Raw genomic sequence first — 17,865 nt, 5'->3', positions numbered from 1 at the left:
CCGGACATGTTGAAGACCCGCATCATTCCCTGCCTGGACGTCAAGGACGGCCGCGTGGTCAAGGGCGTCAATTTCATCGGGCTGCGCGATGCCGGCGATCCGGTGGAGCAGGCGCGGGCCTATGACGCCGCCGGCGCGGATGAATTGACCTTCCTCGACATCACCGCCTCGCATGAAAATCGCGGCACGATCCTCGACGTGGTGGCGCGCACCGCCGAGCATTGCTTCATGCCGCTGACCGTGGGCGGTGGCGTCAGGGCGGTGGAAGACATCCGCGCGCTGCTGTTGGCCGGGGCCGACAAGGTGTCGATCAACTCCGCCGCCGTGACGCGTCCGGAACTGGTGGCGGAGGCCGCCGGCAAATTCGGCAGCCAGTGCATCGTGGTCGCGATCGACGCCAAACTGGGCGAGAGCGGCCGGTTCGAGGTCTTCACCCATGGCGGCCGCAAGCCCACCGGCATCGATGCGGTCGACTGGGCGATGCGGATGGCGGAACTTGGCGCCGGTGAATTGCTTGTCACCTCTATGGACCGTGACGGCACCCGCGCCGGCTTCGATCTGCCGCTGACCCGGGCCATGGCCGATGCGGTGCCGGTGCCGGTGATCGCCAGCGGCGGCGTCGGCACGCTCGACCATCTGGTCGACGGTGTCCGGCTTGGTCATGCCTCGGCGGTGCTGGCCGCCTCGATCTTCCATTTCGGCCAGCACAGCATCGCCGAAGCCAAGGCCCATATGGCCGCCGCCGGCATTCCGGTGCGGATGCCCGGCCAGTGACGCGCCCCACCGCCTTGTCCGCTTTATTCGAGGTATGATGCCGATGTGCGCCAGCCATGAGACAGACACCACCAGCCCCGGTCTGGATGCCGCCGGCGGCGCGGGGCGGTATGACGCGCTGCTGGCCCGGATCGCCTTCAACGCCGACGGCCTGGTGCCGGCGATCGCGCAGGATGAGGCCACCGGCCAGATCCTGATGATGGCCTGGATGAATGCCGAAGCGGTGATCGAGACGCTTCAGACCCGCCGCGGCGTCTATTGGTCGCGCTCACGCAACCGGATCTGGCGCAAGGGCGAGAGTTCCGGCCAGATGCAGCACTTGAAGGCGTTTCGCATCGATTGCGATGGCGATACTGTGCTGTTGCTGGTCGACCAGCAGGGTGTGGCCTGCCACACCGGCCGACGCAGTTGTTTCTATGACCAGGTGAACCCGGAGACCGGCGCCATCACCACCATCATGACCCCAGAGATCGACCCGGAGACGCTTTATGGCCGCTGACACCACGAAAACCGCCCAGACCCCGGCCAGCAGCACCGGTTTCAACGCCGCCGGCCAGACCGATTGGGAGGTTCTGGAACGGCTGGTGACCACCATCCGGTCGCGCAAGGGCGCCGACCCGTCATCCTCTTATGTCGCCAAGCTGCTGGGCAAGGGCCGGCTGAAGATGGCGCAGAAGGTGGGCGAGGAAGCGGTCGAGGTCGCCATCGCCGCCGTGGCCCAGGACAAGGCGGCGCTGGTCGATGAAAGCGCCGATCTGCTGTTTCACCTGATGGTGCTGTGGGCCGATGCCGGGCTGGACCCGGCCGATGTGATGGCGACCCTGGCGCGGCGCGAGGGCCGGTCGGGCATCGAGGAAAAGAAGAGCCGTAAGGGCTGATGGCACCGCTGCACCGCGCATGCGAATGGTTGACGCGGCGGGCAGGGCGCTGGAACATGGCGTCCGCCCTTCGTTCTTCATGCAAACCTCGTCTTTCGCGCAGACCCGGCAGCCGGAGCCAGCCCGCCATGGCCTATGACCAGACCAATATCTTCGCCCGCATCCTGCGCGGCGAATTGCCCTGCGATACGGTCTATGAGGACGAGCATGTGCTCGCCTTCAACGACATCCGGCCGCTGGCGCCGGTGCATGTGCTGGTGATCCCCAAGGGCCCCTATACCTCGCTGGACGATTTCACCGCCGATGCGGGGCCCGAGGTGGTGGGCCACTACTTCAAGGTGGTGGGCGAGATCGCCCGCAAGGCCGGCGTGGCCGAAACCGGCTATCGGATCCTGTCGAATATCGGCGGCCATGGTCATCAGGAAGTGCCGCATCTGCACGTCCATGTGCTGGGCGGCCGGCCGCTTGGCCGGATGCTGCCCGACGCCCGTGGCTGACGACGCCCGTGGCTGACGGCGCAGGCGTGCCGAAGCGGCAGGCTAAGCCTGCCGCTTCATCCATATTGCCGGCCGCTTAATCCATATTGACCAGCGGCGCGGGGGCGCTGATTGTGGCCGCGATCTTGGCCCCTCAGAGAAGCACGCCCATGCGCCGCAGCCTTGCCCACTTCCTCGGATCGCGGGGATGGGAATATTTCATCATCGCCGTCATCGTCCTGAACGCCATCACGATGGGGCTGGAAACCGATGCCGGCCTGCGCGCCGCGATCGGCGGCACGCTGGCGGTCATCGACCGGATCATTCTGGCGATCTTCGTGGTCGAAATCGCCCTCAGGCTGTTTGCCTTCGGGTTCCGGTTCTTCCGCGACCCGTGGAGCCTGTTCGACTTCGCGATCGTGGCGATTTCGCTGATGCCGGCCAGCGGCCCGTTCCAGGTGCTGCGCTCGCTGCGCATCCTGCGGGTGCTCAGGCTGATTTCGGTGGTGCCGTCGCTGCGCCGGGTGGTCGGCGGGCTGGTCGCGGCCCTGCCGGGCATGGCGTCGATCGTGGTTCTGCTGGTGCTGATGTTCTATGTCTTCGCGGTGATGGCGACCGGGCTCTATGGCGCCAGTTTCCCCGACTGGTTCGGCACGCTTGGCGCCTCCACCTATACGCTGTTCCAGGTGATGACCCTGGAAAGCTGGTCGATGGGCATCGTGCGGCCGGTGATGGAAGCCCATCCGCTGGCCTGGACCTTCTTCGTGCCCTTCATCCTGTGCAGCACCTATGCGGTACTCAACCTGTTCATCGGTGTCATCGTCTCGGCGATGCAGGAACAGCATCAGGCGGCGGTCGATGCCGAACGCGTGGTGCCTGAGATGGACACCGCCGCCCTGGTGGCCGAGGTCCGCGCCCTGCGCAGCGAAATCGCCGAACTGAAGACCGCGATGTCACCACCGGCCGCCTGATCGGCATCCGCCGCCCGGTCAGTCGCGTTTCTTGGGCGGCCGGCCCCGGCGGCGGCGCGGCGGCAGCGGCGGGCCGCTGCCCTCGGGCGGCAGGTTCAGGCCCTGGAAGGCGTCGGCGATGTTGCGGATGGCGGTGGCCAGCGCCCGCCGCCGCGCCGGATCGCTGATCCGGGCATAGGCGACCAGCAGATCCTGAAGCTGGCGATCCTCGACCGGCGACACCACCGGAAACGGTGTCGGTGCCTCGGCGGCATGGGGCTGCGACATCCAGGCCTCCAACCGGGTGCCGGTGGGCAGACCTTCGAAGAAATACGACACCGGCACCCGCAGAAAGCGCGCGGCCAGAAACAGCCGCCCGGCGCTGATCCGGTTCATGCCGCGTTCATATTTCTGGATCTGCTGGAAGGTCAGGCCCAGCGCCTCGCCCAGTTGATGCTGGCTGATCTCGCGCATCTGGCGCAGTGCCAGGATACGGGCGCCGACATGCGCATCGATCGCCTGGGCGCTGACCACTCGCGGGTCGCTGCCGCCAGCGTCGTCATCGGCTGGTGGCCAGTCGGGCACGCCGCCTTCGGCGACCAGTTCCCCGGCAGCATCCGGCATCGCTGTCGTCTCCGCTGATTGCACCATGTCCGGTTGCCGCCTGCGACCTTTTGACGGGGCCTTGTGGTCTGGGGCGTCGTTCTGGTCGTTGTCTGTCATCGGAAGCGGTCCGTTGGTCACTGGTGATGATGGGGAAGACGGGGCCGGTTTCCGCCCCCATCGGAGGGTGGCACACGCATGCCTGCGGCCAGCCGTGGTGGGCGGCGATAGGCAAGCGCCTCACCCAGTTGCGCCCGGCCTATGGTGTCACGGCCGGCAAGATCGGCGATGGTCAGCGCCACCCGCAACACCCGGGTCATGCCCCGTGCCGACAGACGCAGGCGGTCGGCCGCCGTCAGCATCAGGGCTCGGGCGTCCGGTTCCAGCACCGCCGCCCGGTCCAGCGCCACGCCGTCGAGTTCGGCATTGCACAGTGGCCGGCGCAGATGCGCCGGCATTTCGGGCGTGGCCACCAGCGCGTGATTACGGGCATTGGCGCGGGCACGGGCGGCCATTACCCGGTCGCGCACCGGCGCGCTGGCCTCGCCCGGCCCCTGGGTCAGGATGGCCGCCGGCGGGGTTGGCGCCAGTTCGATGGTCATGTCGAACCGGTCCAGCAGCGGCCCGGACAGCCGGGTCTGGTAATCGACGGCGCAGCGCGGCGCGCGCGGGCAGGCGAGCGCCGGATCGGCGACATGGCCGCAGCGGCACGGGTTCATCGCCGCGATCACCTGCACCTGCGCCGGATAGGACACATGCAGTGCCGCCCGCGACACCACCGCCTCGCCCTGCTCGATCGGCTGGCGCAGGGCTTCCAGGGTGGCGCGCTGAAACTCGGGCAGCTCGTCCAGGAACAGCACACCGCCATGCGCCAGACTGATCTCGCCAGGGCGCGCCCGGTTGCCACCACCGACCAGGGCGGCGGCCGATGCCGAATGATGCGGATCGCGGAACGGCCGGCGGATGCGCGGGCGGATCGCACCACGCCCGGCCACACTCTCGATCAGGCACAGATCCAGCGATTCCGGCGGTGACAAAGGGGGCAGCAGGCCGGGCAGGCGCCGCGCCAGCATCGATTTGCCGGCGCCGGGCGGCCCGATCATCAGCAGATTGTGCCGGCCGGCCGCCACCACCTCCAGCGCCCGCCGGGCCAGAGGCTGGCCGCGGATATCGGCCAGATCCGGCGCCGGCGGGTCGTCGTCCAGCCGGGGTTCGGCCGGCACCGGCAGGGTGCTGCGGCCCGACAGATGCCCCAGAAGCCCCAGCAGATCGGCCGCGGCCACCACCGCATGACGATCGCCGGCCCAGGCCGCCTCGTCGGCATTCGCCGCCGGGCAGATGATCCGCCGGCCGGTTTCAGCGGCCATCACCGCCGCCGGCAGCACGCCCGCCACCGGTGCCAGCGCGCCATCCAGCGACAATTCGCCCAGCGCCAGATGGCCGTCGAGCGCGCCGGCCGGCAGGGCGCCGATGCCCAGCATCAGTGCCAGCGCGATCGGCAGGTCGTAATGCGAACCTTCCTTGACCAGCCCCGCCGGCGCCAGATTGACCAGGATCCGTTTGGGCGGCAGGGTCAGCCCCAGCCGACCCAGCGCCGCGCGCACCCGTTCGCGCGCCTCGGTCACCGCCTTGTCGCCCAGGCCGACCACGGCGAAGGCCGGCAGGCCGGCCGAGATCGCCACCTGAACCTCAACCGGAACCGCCCGAATGCCAACCAACGCCACCGTGTCTACATGTGCCATCACGCGCCAGCCATTTCATGCGCGTGCAGGGCCCGCCGGCCGCTGCCGCCGGTGGGTTTCAACAAACGCCGGACGCACGTCACATCGGCACGGCCGCGCGCACCAGCGGGTCGGCCGCTGCCGAAGCACTCAATCCACAACGCCTGCACGCAGGAAACTCCTCCGCCGCACGCCGTGGGCGTGTGGCGTGCTATCTGTGCGCCATACTGTTCTACCTGATCGTTAGTCGACCGCCATGATTTCGTCAATAATCATGGAGTTTAAATCAAGTTCTTCCCGACATTTACAGCTAAAGCGGGTTGTCAGACAAGCTTAAATACCTTGACGGGTAATCAACACGAATAAACTACCGATACGATAGTACTATGGTTAATTTGTTACCTAAAGAAGAAAGCCCAGTGTGAATGGACAGCCTATACCGCAGATAGGCACGCGACGGTAGTTTTAGATTATCCAAAGAAACCTTAAATCGTGTATCCGCAGACGGATATCACGTCTCTTCATCAAAGATCGCCACCAAAACGTGGAAGGCAAGGTAAAAATCGCGGCGGACATCCACCTTATCTTAAAAAAATATCCAAAATATCGGTCGCCCTGCACCAAATTGCAGTCATAACCACCATGATCTGGCCAGTCCCCTCATAGTCAAATGATCCGAAAGTTGGACTTTAACCATGATGTCATGCAACAGCAGGTTATATCAATTTGTGAAATATTATCCCGCCGGTCAGACCGCCCTATGGATCTGTCAATGACCGCCGCGCCGCGGCACAGGCTGCGCCGCCGCAGATCGTCGCAGAAGCAGGGTGGCCGCAAAGGGCGGTCACGGCGGAAGGCAAAGGGTGACGGCGAGGACTGAAACCCGGCTCAGTCTTCAGCCAGCCACAACGCCGCTTTGACCTCTTTCAGAATGAAGGCCTGATGGGCTTCCAGTTCGGCCGGTGTCGGCGCATGGGGGCGGGGCGGGCGGGCGATGGTGCGGCGGCGGCCATCTGTCTGGCCATCGCTCCGGCGGTCGGCGGCCAGATCGAAGCCGCGCTGACGGTCGCCCAGCAGGTGCAGATACACCTCTGCCAGCAGTTGGGCGTCGAGCAGCGCGCCATGCAGATCGCGGCCGCTGTTGTCGACGCCGAACCGGCGGCACAGCGCGTCCAGGCTGGCCGGCGCGCCGGGAAACCGGATCCGGGCCATCTGCACGGTGTCGATCGACCGGCTCATCGGGATCGGCGCGCGGCCCAGCCGGGCAAGTTCGGCATTGATGAACCGCATGTCGAAACTGGCATTGTGCGCGACAAGCGGGCTGTCGCCCACGAAGTCGAGAAACCGGTCCGCCACCGCCGCGAAAACCGGTTCTGGCTTCAGCCGCTCCCAGGTCAGGCCGTGCACCGCCACCGCCGCCTCCGGCACATCGCGTTCCGGATTGATATAGACGTGGAATTCGGCGCCGGTGCGCGCCTGATCCAGAATCTCCACGCAGCCGATCTCGACGATCCGGTCGCCGGTCGCCGGGTCGAAGCCGGTGGTCTCGGTGTCGAACGAAATCTCGCGCATCGGGCGGGTCTCCGGGTGGGCTGGGTAGCTTGGATGAAAGCGCGTGCGGAACGGCGGTCGGTATCAGCCGCCCGGCCGCCGTCTGGCGCCGGTTGGTGGCTGACTGCGTGGATGATGCAGGCGCGGGCGCTGCCAATGGCTCTTCCACATCCGGTGCGGCCGGCCGGCCAGCCGGTCCAGGGCCAGGGTCAATGCGCGGAAGGCATGGGCGCGGCCAAGCCCGGTCTGGATCACCGCATCGGCGCCGCGGCGCTTCTCGGCATCCGGCACCTGTTTGGCCAGGATGTCGCGGAATTTGGGCCGGGTCATCCCCGGCCGCGCCAGCACGCGGCGCGCCTGCACCCAGTTGGGGGCGCTCACCACCAGCACCGCATCGACCCGCCGGTTGCCGCCGCTTTCGAACAGCAGGGGGATATCCAGCACCACCAGCGGCGCGCGCCGGCGGGCATGGGTTGCGATGAAATGGTGCTGGGCGTCGCGGACCAGCGGGTGGAGGATCCGCTCCAATGCCCGCAATTCCGCCTTGCGGCCGAAGACCCGGGCGCCCAGCGCCACCCGGTCGATGCGGCCATCGCGCACCGCTTCGGGGAAGCGCTCGGCCACCGGCCCGAAGCCGCGGCCGCCGGGTGCCAGAAGCTGATGAACCGTGGCGTCGGCATCGAAGACCGGCACCTTCAGCCGCCGCAGCATGGTCGATGTGGTCGATTTGCCCATGCCGATCGATCCGGTCAGGCCGATGATCTGCATAAACCTCAGTCTCCGATCAGATCGGCCGCGACATGGCGGCGCAGGGCATCGTCGACCACCGGCCGCAGGCCGAACCAGTGCTCGAAACCCGGCACTGCCTGATGCAGCAGCATGCCCAGCCCGTCCACCGCCACCAGCCCGCGCGCGCGGGCCATGGCCAGCAGGGGGGTGTCCAGCGGATCATAGACGATATCCGACACCACCAGGCCGGCGCCGGCCATATCCAGCGCCATATCCAGCGGCGGCTGGCCGGCCAGGCCCAGGCTGGTGGTGTTGACCAGGGTGCCGCAGCCGTCCAGCGCCTGCCCGCGTTGCTGCCAGTCCACCGCCAGCAGCCGGCAGCCGGGCAGATGCGGCCCCAGATCGGCAACCAGCGCCGCCGCCCGCGCCCCGCTGCGGTTGGCGATCCGGATCTCGGTGCATCCGGCCGTGGCGAGCGCATGGACCACGGCGCGCGCCGCGCCACCCGCCCCCAGCACCAGCGCCGGCGCCACCACGTCGCGGCCGGGGGCACCGGCTGCGAGCGCCGCGCCAAAACCATAGCCGTCGGTGTTATAGCCAGCGATGCCATGGGCGTCATCGAAGACCAGCGTGTTCACCGCCCCGATCGCGCGGGCGGCGGGATCGATCCGGTCGACCATCGCCATCGCCAGTTGCTTGTGCGGCAGGGTGAGGTTCACACCGCGAAACCCCATCCGGGGCAGGGCATGCAGCACCGCCGCCAGATCGGCCGGGTCCACCGCCAGCGGCAGATAGGCGCCGTCGATGCCATGGCGGGCCAGCCAGAAACCGTGCAGCCGGGGCGACCGCGAATGGCTGACCGGATGGCCGATCACCCCGGCCAGCCGGGCCTTGCCGCTGATCCAGCCGGGGTGCGGCGCCGGCGGCATGTCGGTGGGCTGCGCGCTCATGTCTCGATCACCCCGCGGCCGCGCAGGAAGTCCAGCAGTTCGATCAATGGCAATCCCAGTATCGTGAAGTAATCACCCTCGATCTTCGAGAACAACTGTGCACCCAGTCCTTCGAGCTGATAGGCGCCCACCGAGGTCAGCATGTCGTTGCCGGCGCGGTCGAGATAATGCTCGATGAACGCGGCCGAAAGCGGCCGCATGGTCAGCCGGGCACGGCCGATGGCATGCCAGACCCGGTTGCCATCCACCATCACCACCGCCGCCGAGATCAACTCATGGCGCCGGCCCGACAAGGCTTCCAGGGTGGCGCGCGCGTCGGCGCGGCTGGCGGGCTTGTCGAACCAGCGGCCATCGGCGACCAGCATCTGATCGGCGCCCAGCACGGCCAAGCGGCCGGCACGGGCACTCAGCCGCCGGGCCTTCATCTCGGCCAGCATCACCGCCACATCCTCAGGCGGCGCCGCCTCGGCCTGCATCGCCTCTTTCACCGCGGTCTCGTCGATCCGCGCGGGCAGAGCGATGAAATCCAGCCCGGCGCCGCGCAGCATCGCCGCCCTCGCCGGACTTTCCGAGGCCAGGATCAGCCGGGGTTCGGGCGCATCACCGGGCGGCGCCTGATCTTGCGGGTCGTGGTCGGCCATGGTCATCGGGTCTCCGGTGTCCACTGGGTCAGTTGTCGCCGATATGGCGCAGATACATCTGATAGATCGCCGCGGCGGTTTCCTCGATCGAGCGGCGGGTGACGTCGATCGACGGCCAGCCCTTGCGCTCGAACAGCCGGCGGGCGGCGATCACCTCGGTGCGCACCGCCTCCAGGTCGATATATTCGCTGTCATCGGGCTGGTTCAGGCTCAACAAACGGTTGCGACGGATCTGGACCAGCCGCTCCGGGCTGGTGGTCAGGCCGACGATGAACGGCCGGGTTGCCGCCTCCACCTCGTCGGGCAGCGGATGACCGGGCACCAGCGGCACGTTCGCGGCCTTCACGCCCCGATTGGCCAGATAGATCGCGGTCGGGGTTTTCGAACTGCGCGACACGCCGACCAGGATCACGTCGGCATCGTCAATATCCCATAGCGACTGGCCGTCATCATGGATCAGGGCGAAATGCATCGCGTCGATCCGGGCGAAATATTCCTGGTCCAGCATGTGCCGGCGGCCGGGCCGGCGCGACACCGTCACTCCCAGATAGCCGCTGACGATGTCGGTGATCGGGTCCAGAACCGGCACGCACGGCACTTTCAGGCGCCGGCAGGCCTCTTCCAGCCGCTCGCGCAGTTCTGTCAACGCCAGGGTGTACATCACCAGCCCCGGATGGGCCTCGATCGAATTGATCACCTTCTCAAGCTGAGCAGGGGACCGGACCAGCGACCAGACATGCTCGCGCGCATCGACGCCGTCGAACTGGGCCAGCACCGCGCGCGCGACCGTGTTCACGGTCTCACCGCTTGAATCCGATACCAGATGCAGGTCGAACAACACCTGCTGGCGGGCGGCATCCACGCCATGGGCGCCACCGCGCAGCGGCATCATCGCCGCATCATTGTCGATTGACTGTGGCATTCCGGCTGCAGGTGGGATCGCCGGTAGGGTGCCGGTGCCGGCATCGACCGCCGGCGCCGACGCGGCATCAGGCTCGGTTTTCCGGTCAGGCATGGGGGTCTCCGGCAGAGCAGGGTGATCCTCGGTACCACAGCAAGCAGCACGGGAACAGAGATCGCGGCAGCGTTCGTGTTCTCATTTTGTTCGCTTCTTGTTCACGTCTGTGGATAACCGGGAATCATGGGGGTTAAAGCCGTTTCGGGGCTGGGCGCTCATATTGCGTCACCATGTTTCATCTGTCATCCGCCGAGCCGTCTCCATGTGGGCTTCTTCAGGGCGTGGGCTGCACCGACCCCGGGAGGAGGTCGGCCGGATTCGGAGTTTTCCACGTTATCCACGACATTATCCCCTGCGAGAAAACGCCTGACTCCGAAGTTATCCACGCTCACACCCGCAGAGCCCCTTGAGATTGCCCACATGAGGATGGATCTGTGGATGGTTTGTGGACGGGTGGGGATCCCCGTTATCCACAGGCACCTACTATCCTCTACAGCCTTCATCCCAATCCTCTCCTTTCATTTGAGAGGAGGCGGTCTTGTCCACAAACCGGGTCTGAGGTCATGATGTGTGGCGGACACCGCGCCCCGATCGGGTACCAGCCCGATGCCCGCCCCTGGTCGAGACCACTGAAGCCGTTGCCGAAACGGCAACAGGTACCGGGGTTCGTCGCTCGAAAGCGCCGGCTGGGACATTCGGTCGCGGGCCAAAACGAAAGCCGGCCCGGTGACGGTGCTGGTGTCGCCCGCCGGTGCAGGGCATGATCCGTCGCACCGGGATCAGGGCCGGTCGATGTCATCCATCGACGCGGCCGTTTTGCCTGACAGGGAACCGAGGACCGCATCGATGACCGAGACCACCAAGCCGCTGCTCGCAGCCCTGAAGGGCGGGCATCCGGACCGGACCCCGATCTGGCTGATGCGTCAGGCTGGCCGTTATCTGCCCGAATATCGTGCGTTGCGCGCCCAGGCGAACGGCTTCCTCGATCTGTGCTACACGCCCGATTTCGCCACCGAAGTGACCCTTCAGCCCTTGCGCCGCTTCGACCTGGATGCGGCGATCCTGTTTTCCGACATCCTGGTCGTCCCCCATGGACTGGGCCAGAAGGTCTGGTTCGTCGAAGGCGAAGGGCCGAAGCTCGAACCGCTGACCGGGACGGCGGCACTCGACGCGCTCGATCTGGCCGCCATGGCTGAGAAACTGAAGCCGGTCTATGAAACCGCGGCCCGGGTGAAGGCGGCCCTGCCGGCCGGCAAGGCACTGATCGGTTTCGCCGGCGCCCCCTGGACGGTCGCCACCTATATGCTGGAAGGCGGATCGAGCCGGGATTTTCTGAAGGCCAAGCGCTGGGCCTATGGCGATCCGGACGGGTTTCAACGCCTGATCGACCTGCTGGTCGATGCCACCGTCCAGCATCTCGAAGCCCAGATCGCAGCCGGTGCCGAGGCCGTGCAGATCTTCGATAGTTGGGCCGGCACGCTGGATGAAGACGCCTTCGAGCGTTGGACGGTCGCCCCGATCCGCGCCATCGCCAGCCGGATCCGGGCCAATCATCCCGATGTGCCGATCACGGGCTTTCCCAACCGCGCCGGCACGCTATATGAGAGCTTCGCCCTGCATGCGGGTGTCGATGCGGTCAGCATCGACCCCACCTGGACCGTCGAGGCCATCGCCCGGCGGCTGCGGCCGCATGTGGCCGTTCAGGGCAATCTCGATCCCGGCCGTCTGGTCGCGGGCGGGCCGGACATGATCCGCCGGGTGCGGGCGATATGTGACCGCCTGGCCCCGATGGGCGGCTTCGTGTTCAATCTCGGCCATGGCGTTCTGCCGTCCACCAATCCTGATCATGTGGCTCAGGTGGTCGAAGCGGTACGGGCCGCCGATGCCGACCGGGTGTAAAGACAGGTCATGATCCAGGAACGTGATAATTCGGAAACGGGACGAATTGCTATCCTGTTATTCAATCTGGGCGGCCCGGATGGTCCCGACGCCGTCCGGCCGTTCCTGTTCAACCTGTTCAACGATCCGGCGATCATCGGCGCCCCGGCGCTGATCCGCTGGGCGATCGCCACGCTGATCAGCCGCAGGCGGGCGCCATTCGCCCGCCAGAACTACGCCCTGATGGGCGGTGGTTCCCCCCTGCTGCCGGAAACCCAGGCCCAGGCACGTGCGCTGGAGGCCGATCTTGCCGGCCGGGGCATGACGGTGAAGACCTGGCCGGTGATGCGCTACTGGCATCCCTTCGCCGACCGGGTCGCCGCCGAGGTCAAGGCCTGGTCGCCTGATCGGATCGTGGCCCTGCCGCTCTATCCGCAATATTCCACCTCGACCAGCGCCTCGTCGCTGAAGGACTGGGCCAAAGCCGCGCGCCGTGCGGGCCTTGATGTGCCGACGACCACCCTCTGCTGCTATCCGCAGCAGCCCGGGCTGATCCGTGCCCATGCCGAGTTGATCGCCGAACGCTGGCGTCAGGCCGAGACCGGCGCGGATGGCGGGCCGGCCAGGCCGGTGCGGCTGCTGCTGTCGGCCCATGGTCTGCCGAAGAAGATCATCGAGCGCGGCGATCCCTATCAATGGCAGGTGGAACAGAGCTGTGCGGCGATCGTGGCCGCACTGGCGCCGCTGATCGGCCGTTCGGGGCCGGATGATCTCGACTGGCAGGTCTGCTATCAGAGCCGGGTGGGGCCGCTGGAATGGATCGGCCCGTCCACCGATGCGGAAGTGGAGCGGGCCGGCCATGATGGCCGGGCGCTGATCGTGGTGCCGGTGGCTTTCGTGTCCGAACATGTCGAGACCCTGGTGGAACTCGACATCGAATATCGCGAACTGGCGGAGAAAGCCGGCGCCATGCCCTATTACCGGGTGCCGACACCATCGGTGCATCCGGCCTTCATCGGCGGGCTGGGCGATCTGGTGGTGCAGGGGCTGGACCGGCTGACGGCAAGCGGGGGCCGGCCGGTCGCGCCGGATGTGGCCGGCACCGGCTGTCCGGCCAGCTTCAGCCAGTGCGCCTGCCGTGCCGCACGGCTGAGCCACGCCTGAGCCTGCCGTGCCGCCATCTTGAGCCCGTTCTCAACGACCCAAGCCAACGGAGCCATAGCCGATGATCGACAGCCTGGCGGGTGCCTATCCCTGGATCAAGGCGCTGCACGTGATTTCGGTCATCGCCTGGATGGCTGGCATGCTGTATCTGCCGCGCCTGTTCGTGTATCACGCCGACGCCGTCCCCGGTTCCGAGGTGTCGGAGCGGTTCAAGGTGATGGAACGACGGCTGCTGAAAGCGATCATCAATCCGGCGATGATCGCCACCTGGCTGTTCGGCCTGGGCATTCTGGCGACGGGCGCGGTGTCGCTGTCGGAAGGCTGGCTGCATGCCAAGCTGGCGCTGGTGCTGGTGATGTCGGGCATGCATGGTGCCTTTGTCGGCTGGACCCGGGCCTTTGCCGAGGATCGCAACACCCGGCCGGCGCGGTTTTATCGCTGGATGAACGAGGTGCCGACCCTGCTGATGATCGCCATCGTCATTCTGGTGATCGTGAAGCCGTTCTGACCGGCGGATGTGCCGGGATATGCCCCTGAACGGGGGGATGTGCCGGGTCGATCTGATCCCCGTCGGGTGGTTTTCCGCGAAAATCGACCAAAGCAGGGGGTGTTTCTGTCGTATCGGGTTTGACAGCGGCCATCCGAAGCGCTAACTGATTAGGCATCGGTACGGTCAACGTGCCGATGAAGCCGGTATCGGGACACCCGCTCCTCGGTCGATGGCAGGCCGGAACGTCAGGCCAGCCAAGACGGATCATACGGATGGGCGTCGCGACGCGGCCCGTTTGCCCGGTGGTGTCACCCAACCTTGCAGCCTTGTCTGGCTCACGGCCAATCTGGCTGGTTCGGGTGGACTTATCATCCGGGACCGTGGCTGCCGATACCGGTCAGCGGATTGCCCGGCTGTATACGCCGACGTGGTCCATCACGTCCTTCCTTGTCGATCGAACCTCTTCAGGGCCTGTCATCATGGGTCTGTCATCGGGCGCCGGCGCGAAACGGCGACCGCCGGTTCGGGTTGGTCTCCGGCAATCTCCGGTCACCAGCATCCGCCGGTCCGGGTGACAGCATGATCGTGAACCGTCCGGCGGTCTGCCGGGCGTTCATCCATATGCCTGAGCGCGAAGTGCGATCGATCTATCCCGGCCTGACGTCCGGACGGCCCGGCCGTTTATCGCCCGGCCCGACCAGTGTATGGCATAGGGTCAGTGCAGCCTTGCGGGCTGCCGGCCCCCGATCGGAATCCATCGCATGAACCTGCAGGAACTGAAGACGAAAACCCCGGCGGAACTGTTGCAGTTCGCCGAAACCCTGGGCGTCGAGAACGCCGGCACGTTGCGCAAGCAGGATCTGCTGTTCGCGATCCTGAAGCAGTCGGCCGAACAGAATGTCGCCATCCATGGCGGTGGCGTGCTCGAAGTACTTCAGGACGGGTTCGGCTTCCTGCGGGCCCCGGAAAGCAATTATCTCGCAGGGCCGGATGACATTTATGTCAGCCCCCAGCAGATCCGCCGCTTCGGCCTGCGCACCGGCGACACGGTCGACGGTCAGATCCGGGCGCCGAAAGAGGGTGAGCGCTATTTCGCGCTGCTCAAGGTCACCACGATCAATTTCGAAGAGCCGGACCATGCCCGGCACAAGATCAATTTCGACGATCTGACCCCGCTCTATCCCAATGAGCGGCTGAACCTGGAACTCTCCGACCCGTCGAAGAAGACCACCACGGCGACCCGGGTCATCGATCTGGTGTCGCCCTTCGGCAAGGGCCAGCGCGCCCTGATCGTGGCGCCGCCGCGCACCGGCAAGACCGTGCTGCTGCAGAACATCGCCCATGCGATCGCGACCAACCATCCGGAATGCTATCTGATCGTGCTGCTGATCGACGAGCGGCCGGAAGAGGTGACCGACATGATCCGGTCGGTGAAGGGCGAGGTGATCAGCTCCACCTTCGACGAGCCGGCTTCGCGCCATGTTCAGGTCGCGGAAATGGTGCTCGACAAGGCGAAGCGGCTGGTCGAACACAAGCGTGACGTGGTGATCCTGCTCGACTCGATCACCCGTCTGGCCCGCGCCTACAACACCGTGGTCCCGTCCTCGGGCAAGGTGCTGACCGGCGGTGTCGATGCCAACGCCCTGCAGCGCCCGAAGCGTTTCTTCGGTGCGGCCCGCAACATCGAAGAGGGCGGTTCGCTGACCATCATTGCCACCGCGCTGATCGACACCGGGTCGCGCATGGACGAGGTGATCTTCGAAGAGTTCAAGGGCACCGGCAATTCGGAACTGATTCTCGACCGCAAGCTGGCCGATAAGCGCACCTTCCCGGCGATCGATATCGGCAAATCCGGTACCCGCAAGGAAGAGCTGCTGGTCGATCGCGGCACCTTGTCGAAGATGTGGGTGTTGCGTCGCGTGCTGATGCCCATGGGCACGATCGATGCCATGGACTTCCTGGTCGACAAGCTGAAGCATACCAAGAGCAATGCCGACTTCTTCGACTCGATGAACAGCTGACGGCCGCAGGCCCTTCTGATCACGACCGAATGATGTTCCACGTGAAACGGCCGCCGTACCCATTGCAGGTGCGGCGGCCGTTTCACGTGGAACTCAGGGTACCATCTGACTGGCCGATCATCCGATCGGGCATCATCCGATCAGGGGGCGGATCAGGGGATCAGAACCGTGGCGCCGGTGGTGGCGCGGGCTTCCAGATCGCGATGCGCCTGGGCGGCGTCGGCGAGCGGATAGGTGCGGGCGGCCCCCACCTTGACCTTGCCCGATGTCACCACGTCGAACAGATCCCGGGCGGTGTCGCGCAGCTCCTGTTTGGTGCCGGTATAATGCATCAGAGAGGGGCGGGTGACGTACAGGCCGCCGCGCTGGTTCAGTACCACCAGATCGACCGGCCCGACCGACCCTGAGGACTGGCCGAAGCTGACCATATAGCCACGGGTCTGCAGGCAGTCGAGCGAGGCCATGAAGGTGTCCTTGCCGACCGAGTCATAGACGACCGGCACGCCCTTGCCATCGGTCAGCGCGCGGACCCGCTCCACCAGATTCTCCTCGCGATAGAGAATCGTGTGATCGCAACCATTGGCCCGCGCCAGCTCGGCCTTCTCGGTCGAACCGACCGTGCCGATCACCGTGGCGCCCAGCGCCTTGGCCCATTGGCAGGCAATCTGGCCCACGCCACCGGCCGCGGCATGGATCAGGATCGTCTGGCCGGCCTGGACCGGATAGGTACGGCGCAACAGGTATTGTGCGGTCATGCCTTTCAGCATCATCGACGCGGCGGTGACGTCGTCGATCGTATCGGGCACCGGCACCACGCGGTCGGCGGCGATCAGCCGTTCCTCGGCATAGCTGCCGACAGGGCCGCTGGCATAGGCAACCCGGTCGCCCGGCTTCAGGTCGTCGACGCCGTCACCAACGGCCACCACCTCGCCGGCGCCTTCCATGCCGAGCACCGCGGGCAGGGCAGGCAGGGCATACAGGCCGGTGCGGAAATAGACGTCGATGAAGTTCAGGCCCACGGCCGTGTGCCGGATGCGGATCTGGCCGGGGCCGGGCGCCGCGACCTCGACCTCGACATAGGCCATGACCTCGGGGCCGCCGGTCTTCTCGATCCTGATCGCCTTCACCATGGGGGTGTCTCCTTGCATTTGCGGGGCGGGTGTCCAAGTTTGGGCCATGATGATCGGCGACGGCGCGTCGTCATGCAATGGCGCTGCCCGGGCCCGGAACGGAACAGCCCGTTTCCCGAGGCCGGCAGCGAACGAAAAAGGGGCAGCTCTGAAGAGCCGCCCCCATGGTTCGCATATCTGGTCGCCAGGGTTCCGGCGATGATCTCGTTCCGGCGATGGTCTCGTTCAGGCAATGGTCTCGTTCAGGCGATGGTCTCGTTCAGGAAGGCGAGGGTGCGGTCGTCGGCCTTCAGCGCCGCCTCCTGGACGAAATTGCCGCCGCCGGGGCGGGCGAAGGCATGGTTGCAGCCCTCATAGACGTGCAGTTCCACCTGAGGATTGCCCGACAGGCCGTCTTTGATCTTGGCCTGGGCCTCTGGCGGGACGAAATCATCCTTCGCGGCAACATGCATCAGCACCTTGCCTGAAATATTGCCGGCCTCGCCCAGATGCTCGTCCAGCATCACGCCGTAATAGCTGACCGAGGCATCGATATCGGTGCGGGCGGCGGTCAGGAAGGCCAGACGGCCACCCAGACACCAGCCGATGGCGCCGACCTTGCCGGTGCTGCTTTCGCCGCGGGCATAGGCCACGGTCTGGGCGATGTCGTCGACACCCTTGTCGACATCGAAGCCCTGGAACAGTTCGAAGGCGCGCTGCCAGTCGGCCTCGCTCTGATCTGTCAGCATGATGCCGGGCTCCTGGCGCCAGAACAGGTCCGGCACGACGACCGTGAAGCCCTTGGCGGCGAAGCAATCGGCCTGATAGCGCATCAGGTGATTGACGCCGAAAATTTCCTGGATCAGCACCAGAGCCGGCCCGCTGCCACCGCGCGGCCTGGCCACATATGCCTCGAACGTGCCGCCATCTTTGGCTGTGATCTGAACCATGCTGCCCACTATTCGGTCCCTT

General features: G+C 66.2%; 18 protein-coding genes. 9 read left to right on the top strand and 9 right to left on the bottom strand.

Translation table 11 applies throughout. The features are described 5' to 3' along the window. Positions 1–6: 6 nt before the first annotated feature. The 5 genes from hisF (at position 7) to WG924_RS09180 (ending at position 3,099) form a co-directional block, all read left to right on the top strand. Positions 7–774, top strand: coding sequence for an imidazole glycerol phosphate synthase subunit HisF (gene hisF / locus WG924_RS09200; protein ID WP_345932709.1), 768 nt, complete (start codon positions 7–9; stop codon positions 772–774). A 43-nt stretch (positions 775–817) separates the two neighbouring features. Then, entirely contained in the window at positions 818–1,273 is a 456-nt protein-coding gene (gene hisI, locus WG924_RS09195) for a phosphoribosyl-AMP cyclohydrolase (RefSeq protein WP_345932708.1), read from the top strand. Continuing rightward, positions 1,263–1,652, top strand: a complete 390-nt coding sequence (locus tag WG924_RS09190) for a phosphoribosyl-ATP diphosphatase (RefSeq protein ID WP_345932707.1) — start codon at positions 1,263–1,265, stop codon at positions 1,650–1,652. Before hisI ends, WG924_RS09190 begins: the two co-directional genes overlap by 11 nt. 128 nt (positions 1,653–1,780) lie before the next feature. Further along, positions 1,781–2,149, top strand: coding sequence for a histidine triad nucleotide-binding protein (locus WG924_RS09185; RefSeq protein WP_345932706.1), 369 nt, complete (start codon positions 1,781–1,783; stop codon positions 2,147–2,149). Between the two features lie 149 nt (positions 2,150–2,298). Further along, positions 2,299–3,099 (top strand): ion transporter, encoded by an 801-nt coding sequence (locus WG924_RS09180; protein WP_345932705.1) that lies wholly within the window; start codon positions 2,299–2,301, stop codon positions 3,097–3,099. Positions 3,100–3,117: 18 nt separating this feature from the next. Here WG924_RS09180 and WG924_RS09175 read toward each other — a convergent pair whose 3' ends face one another. The 7 genes from WG924_RS09175 to WG924_RS09145 all read right to left on the bottom strand — a co-directional run bounded on the left by WG924_RS09175 (position 3,118) and on the right by WG924_RS09145 (position 10,162). Further along, entirely contained in the window at positions 3,118–3,702 is a 585-nt protein-coding gene (locus WG924_RS09175; RefSeq protein ID WP_345932704.1) for a helix-turn-helix domain-containing protein, read from the bottom strand. A 116-nt stretch (positions 3,703–3,818) separates the two neighbouring features. After that, positions 3,819–5,423 carry a YifB family Mg chelatase-like AAA ATPase gene (locus tag WG924_RS09170; protein ID WP_372044877.1) on the bottom strand — a complete coding sequence of 535 codons (1,605 nt, stop codon included), beginning with the start codon at positions 5,421–5,423 and terminating at the stop codon, positions 3,819–3,821. 867 nt (positions 5,424–6,290) lie between these two features. Then, a complete protein-coding gene (gene dnaQ, locus WG924_RS09165; RefSeq protein ID WP_345932702.1) occupies positions 6,291–6,974 on the bottom strand; it encodes a DNA polymerase III subunit epsilon in 684 nt (227 codons plus the stop codon). A gap of 63 nt (positions 6,975–7,037) precedes the next feature. Continuing rightward, on the bottom strand, positions 7,038–7,721 hold the full coding sequence (gene coaE, locus WG924_RS09160) for a dephospho-CoA kinase (RefSeq protein ID WP_345932701.1): 684 nt from the start codon (positions 7,719–7,721) through the stop codon (positions 7,038–7,040). A 5-nt stretch (positions 7,722–7,726) separates the two neighbouring features. Next, positions 7,727–8,632, bottom strand: coding sequence for a shikimate dehydrogenase (locus tag WG924_RS09155; protein WP_345932700.1), 906 nt, complete (start codon positions 8,630–8,632; stop codon positions 7,727–7,729). Then, positions 8,629–9,273, bottom strand: a complete 645-nt coding sequence (locus WG924_RS09150) for a Maf family protein (protein ID WP_345932812.1) — start codon at positions 9,271–9,273, stop codon at positions 8,629–8,631. The genes WG924_RS09155 and WG924_RS09150 overlap by 4 nt, the downstream gene beginning before the upstream one ends. 28 nt (positions 9,274–9,301) lie before the next feature. Continuing rightward, entirely contained in the window at positions 9,302–10,162 is an 861-nt protein-coding gene (locus WG924_RS09145; RefSeq protein ID WP_345932811.1) for a pyruvate, water dikinase regulatory protein, read from the bottom strand. A gap of 915 nt (positions 10,163–11,077) precedes the next feature. Between WG924_RS09145 and hemE the strand changes: the two genes are divergently transcribed. The 4 genes from hemE to rho all read left to right on the top strand — a co-directional run bounded on the left by hemE (position 11,078) and on the right by rho (position 15,784). Next, a complete protein-coding gene (hemE, locus tag WG924_RS09140; protein ID WP_345932699.1) occupies positions 11,078–12,130 on the top strand; it encodes a uroporphyrinogen decarboxylase in 1,053 nt (350 codons plus the stop codon). 9 nt (positions 12,131–12,139) lie between these two features. Next, positions 12,140–13,273 (top strand): ferrochelatase, encoded by a 1,134-nt coding sequence (gene hemH, locus WG924_RS09135; RefSeq protein ID WP_345932698.1) that lies wholly within the window; start codon positions 12,140–12,142, stop codon positions 13,271–13,273. Positions 13,274–13,334: 61 nt separating this feature from the next. Continuing rightward, complete coding sequence (hemJ, locus tag WG924_RS09130; protein WP_345932697.1) at positions 13,335–13,781, top strand: protoporphyrinogen oxidase HemJ; 447 nt, start codon at positions 13,335–13,337, stop codon at positions 13,779–13,781. 743 nt (positions 13,782–14,524) lie between these two features. Beyond that, positions 14,525–15,784 (top strand): transcription termination factor Rho, encoded by a 1,260-nt coding sequence (rho, locus tag WG924_RS09125; protein ID WP_345932696.1) that lies wholly within the window; start codon positions 14,525–14,527, stop codon positions 15,782–15,784. 152 nt (positions 15,785–15,936) lie between these two features. On the opposite strand, the gene WG924_RS09120 is transcribed toward rho, so the two are convergent. Continuing rightward, on the bottom strand, positions 15,937–16,914 hold the full coding sequence (locus tag WG924_RS09120) for a quinone oxidoreductase family protein (RefSeq protein ID WP_345932695.1): 978 nt from the start codon (positions 16,912–16,914) through the stop codon (positions 15,937–15,939). Between the two features lie 242 nt (positions 16,915–17,156). Continuing rightward, entirely contained in the window at positions 17,157–17,852 is a 696-nt protein-coding gene (locus tag WG924_RS09115; RefSeq protein WP_345932694.1) for a dienelactone hydrolase family protein, read from the bottom strand. Between the last annotated feature and the right edge of the window lie 13 nt (positions 17,853–17,865).

The sequence above is a fragment of the Tistrella arctica genome, assembly GCF_039630945.1.
GTDB lineage: Bacteria > Pseudomonadota > Alphaproteobacteria > Tistrellales > Tistrellaceae > Tistrella > Tistrella bauzanensis.
Note: the sequence above shows the minus strand (reverse complement) of the source record. Positions and strands in the feature narration are given on the sequence as shown.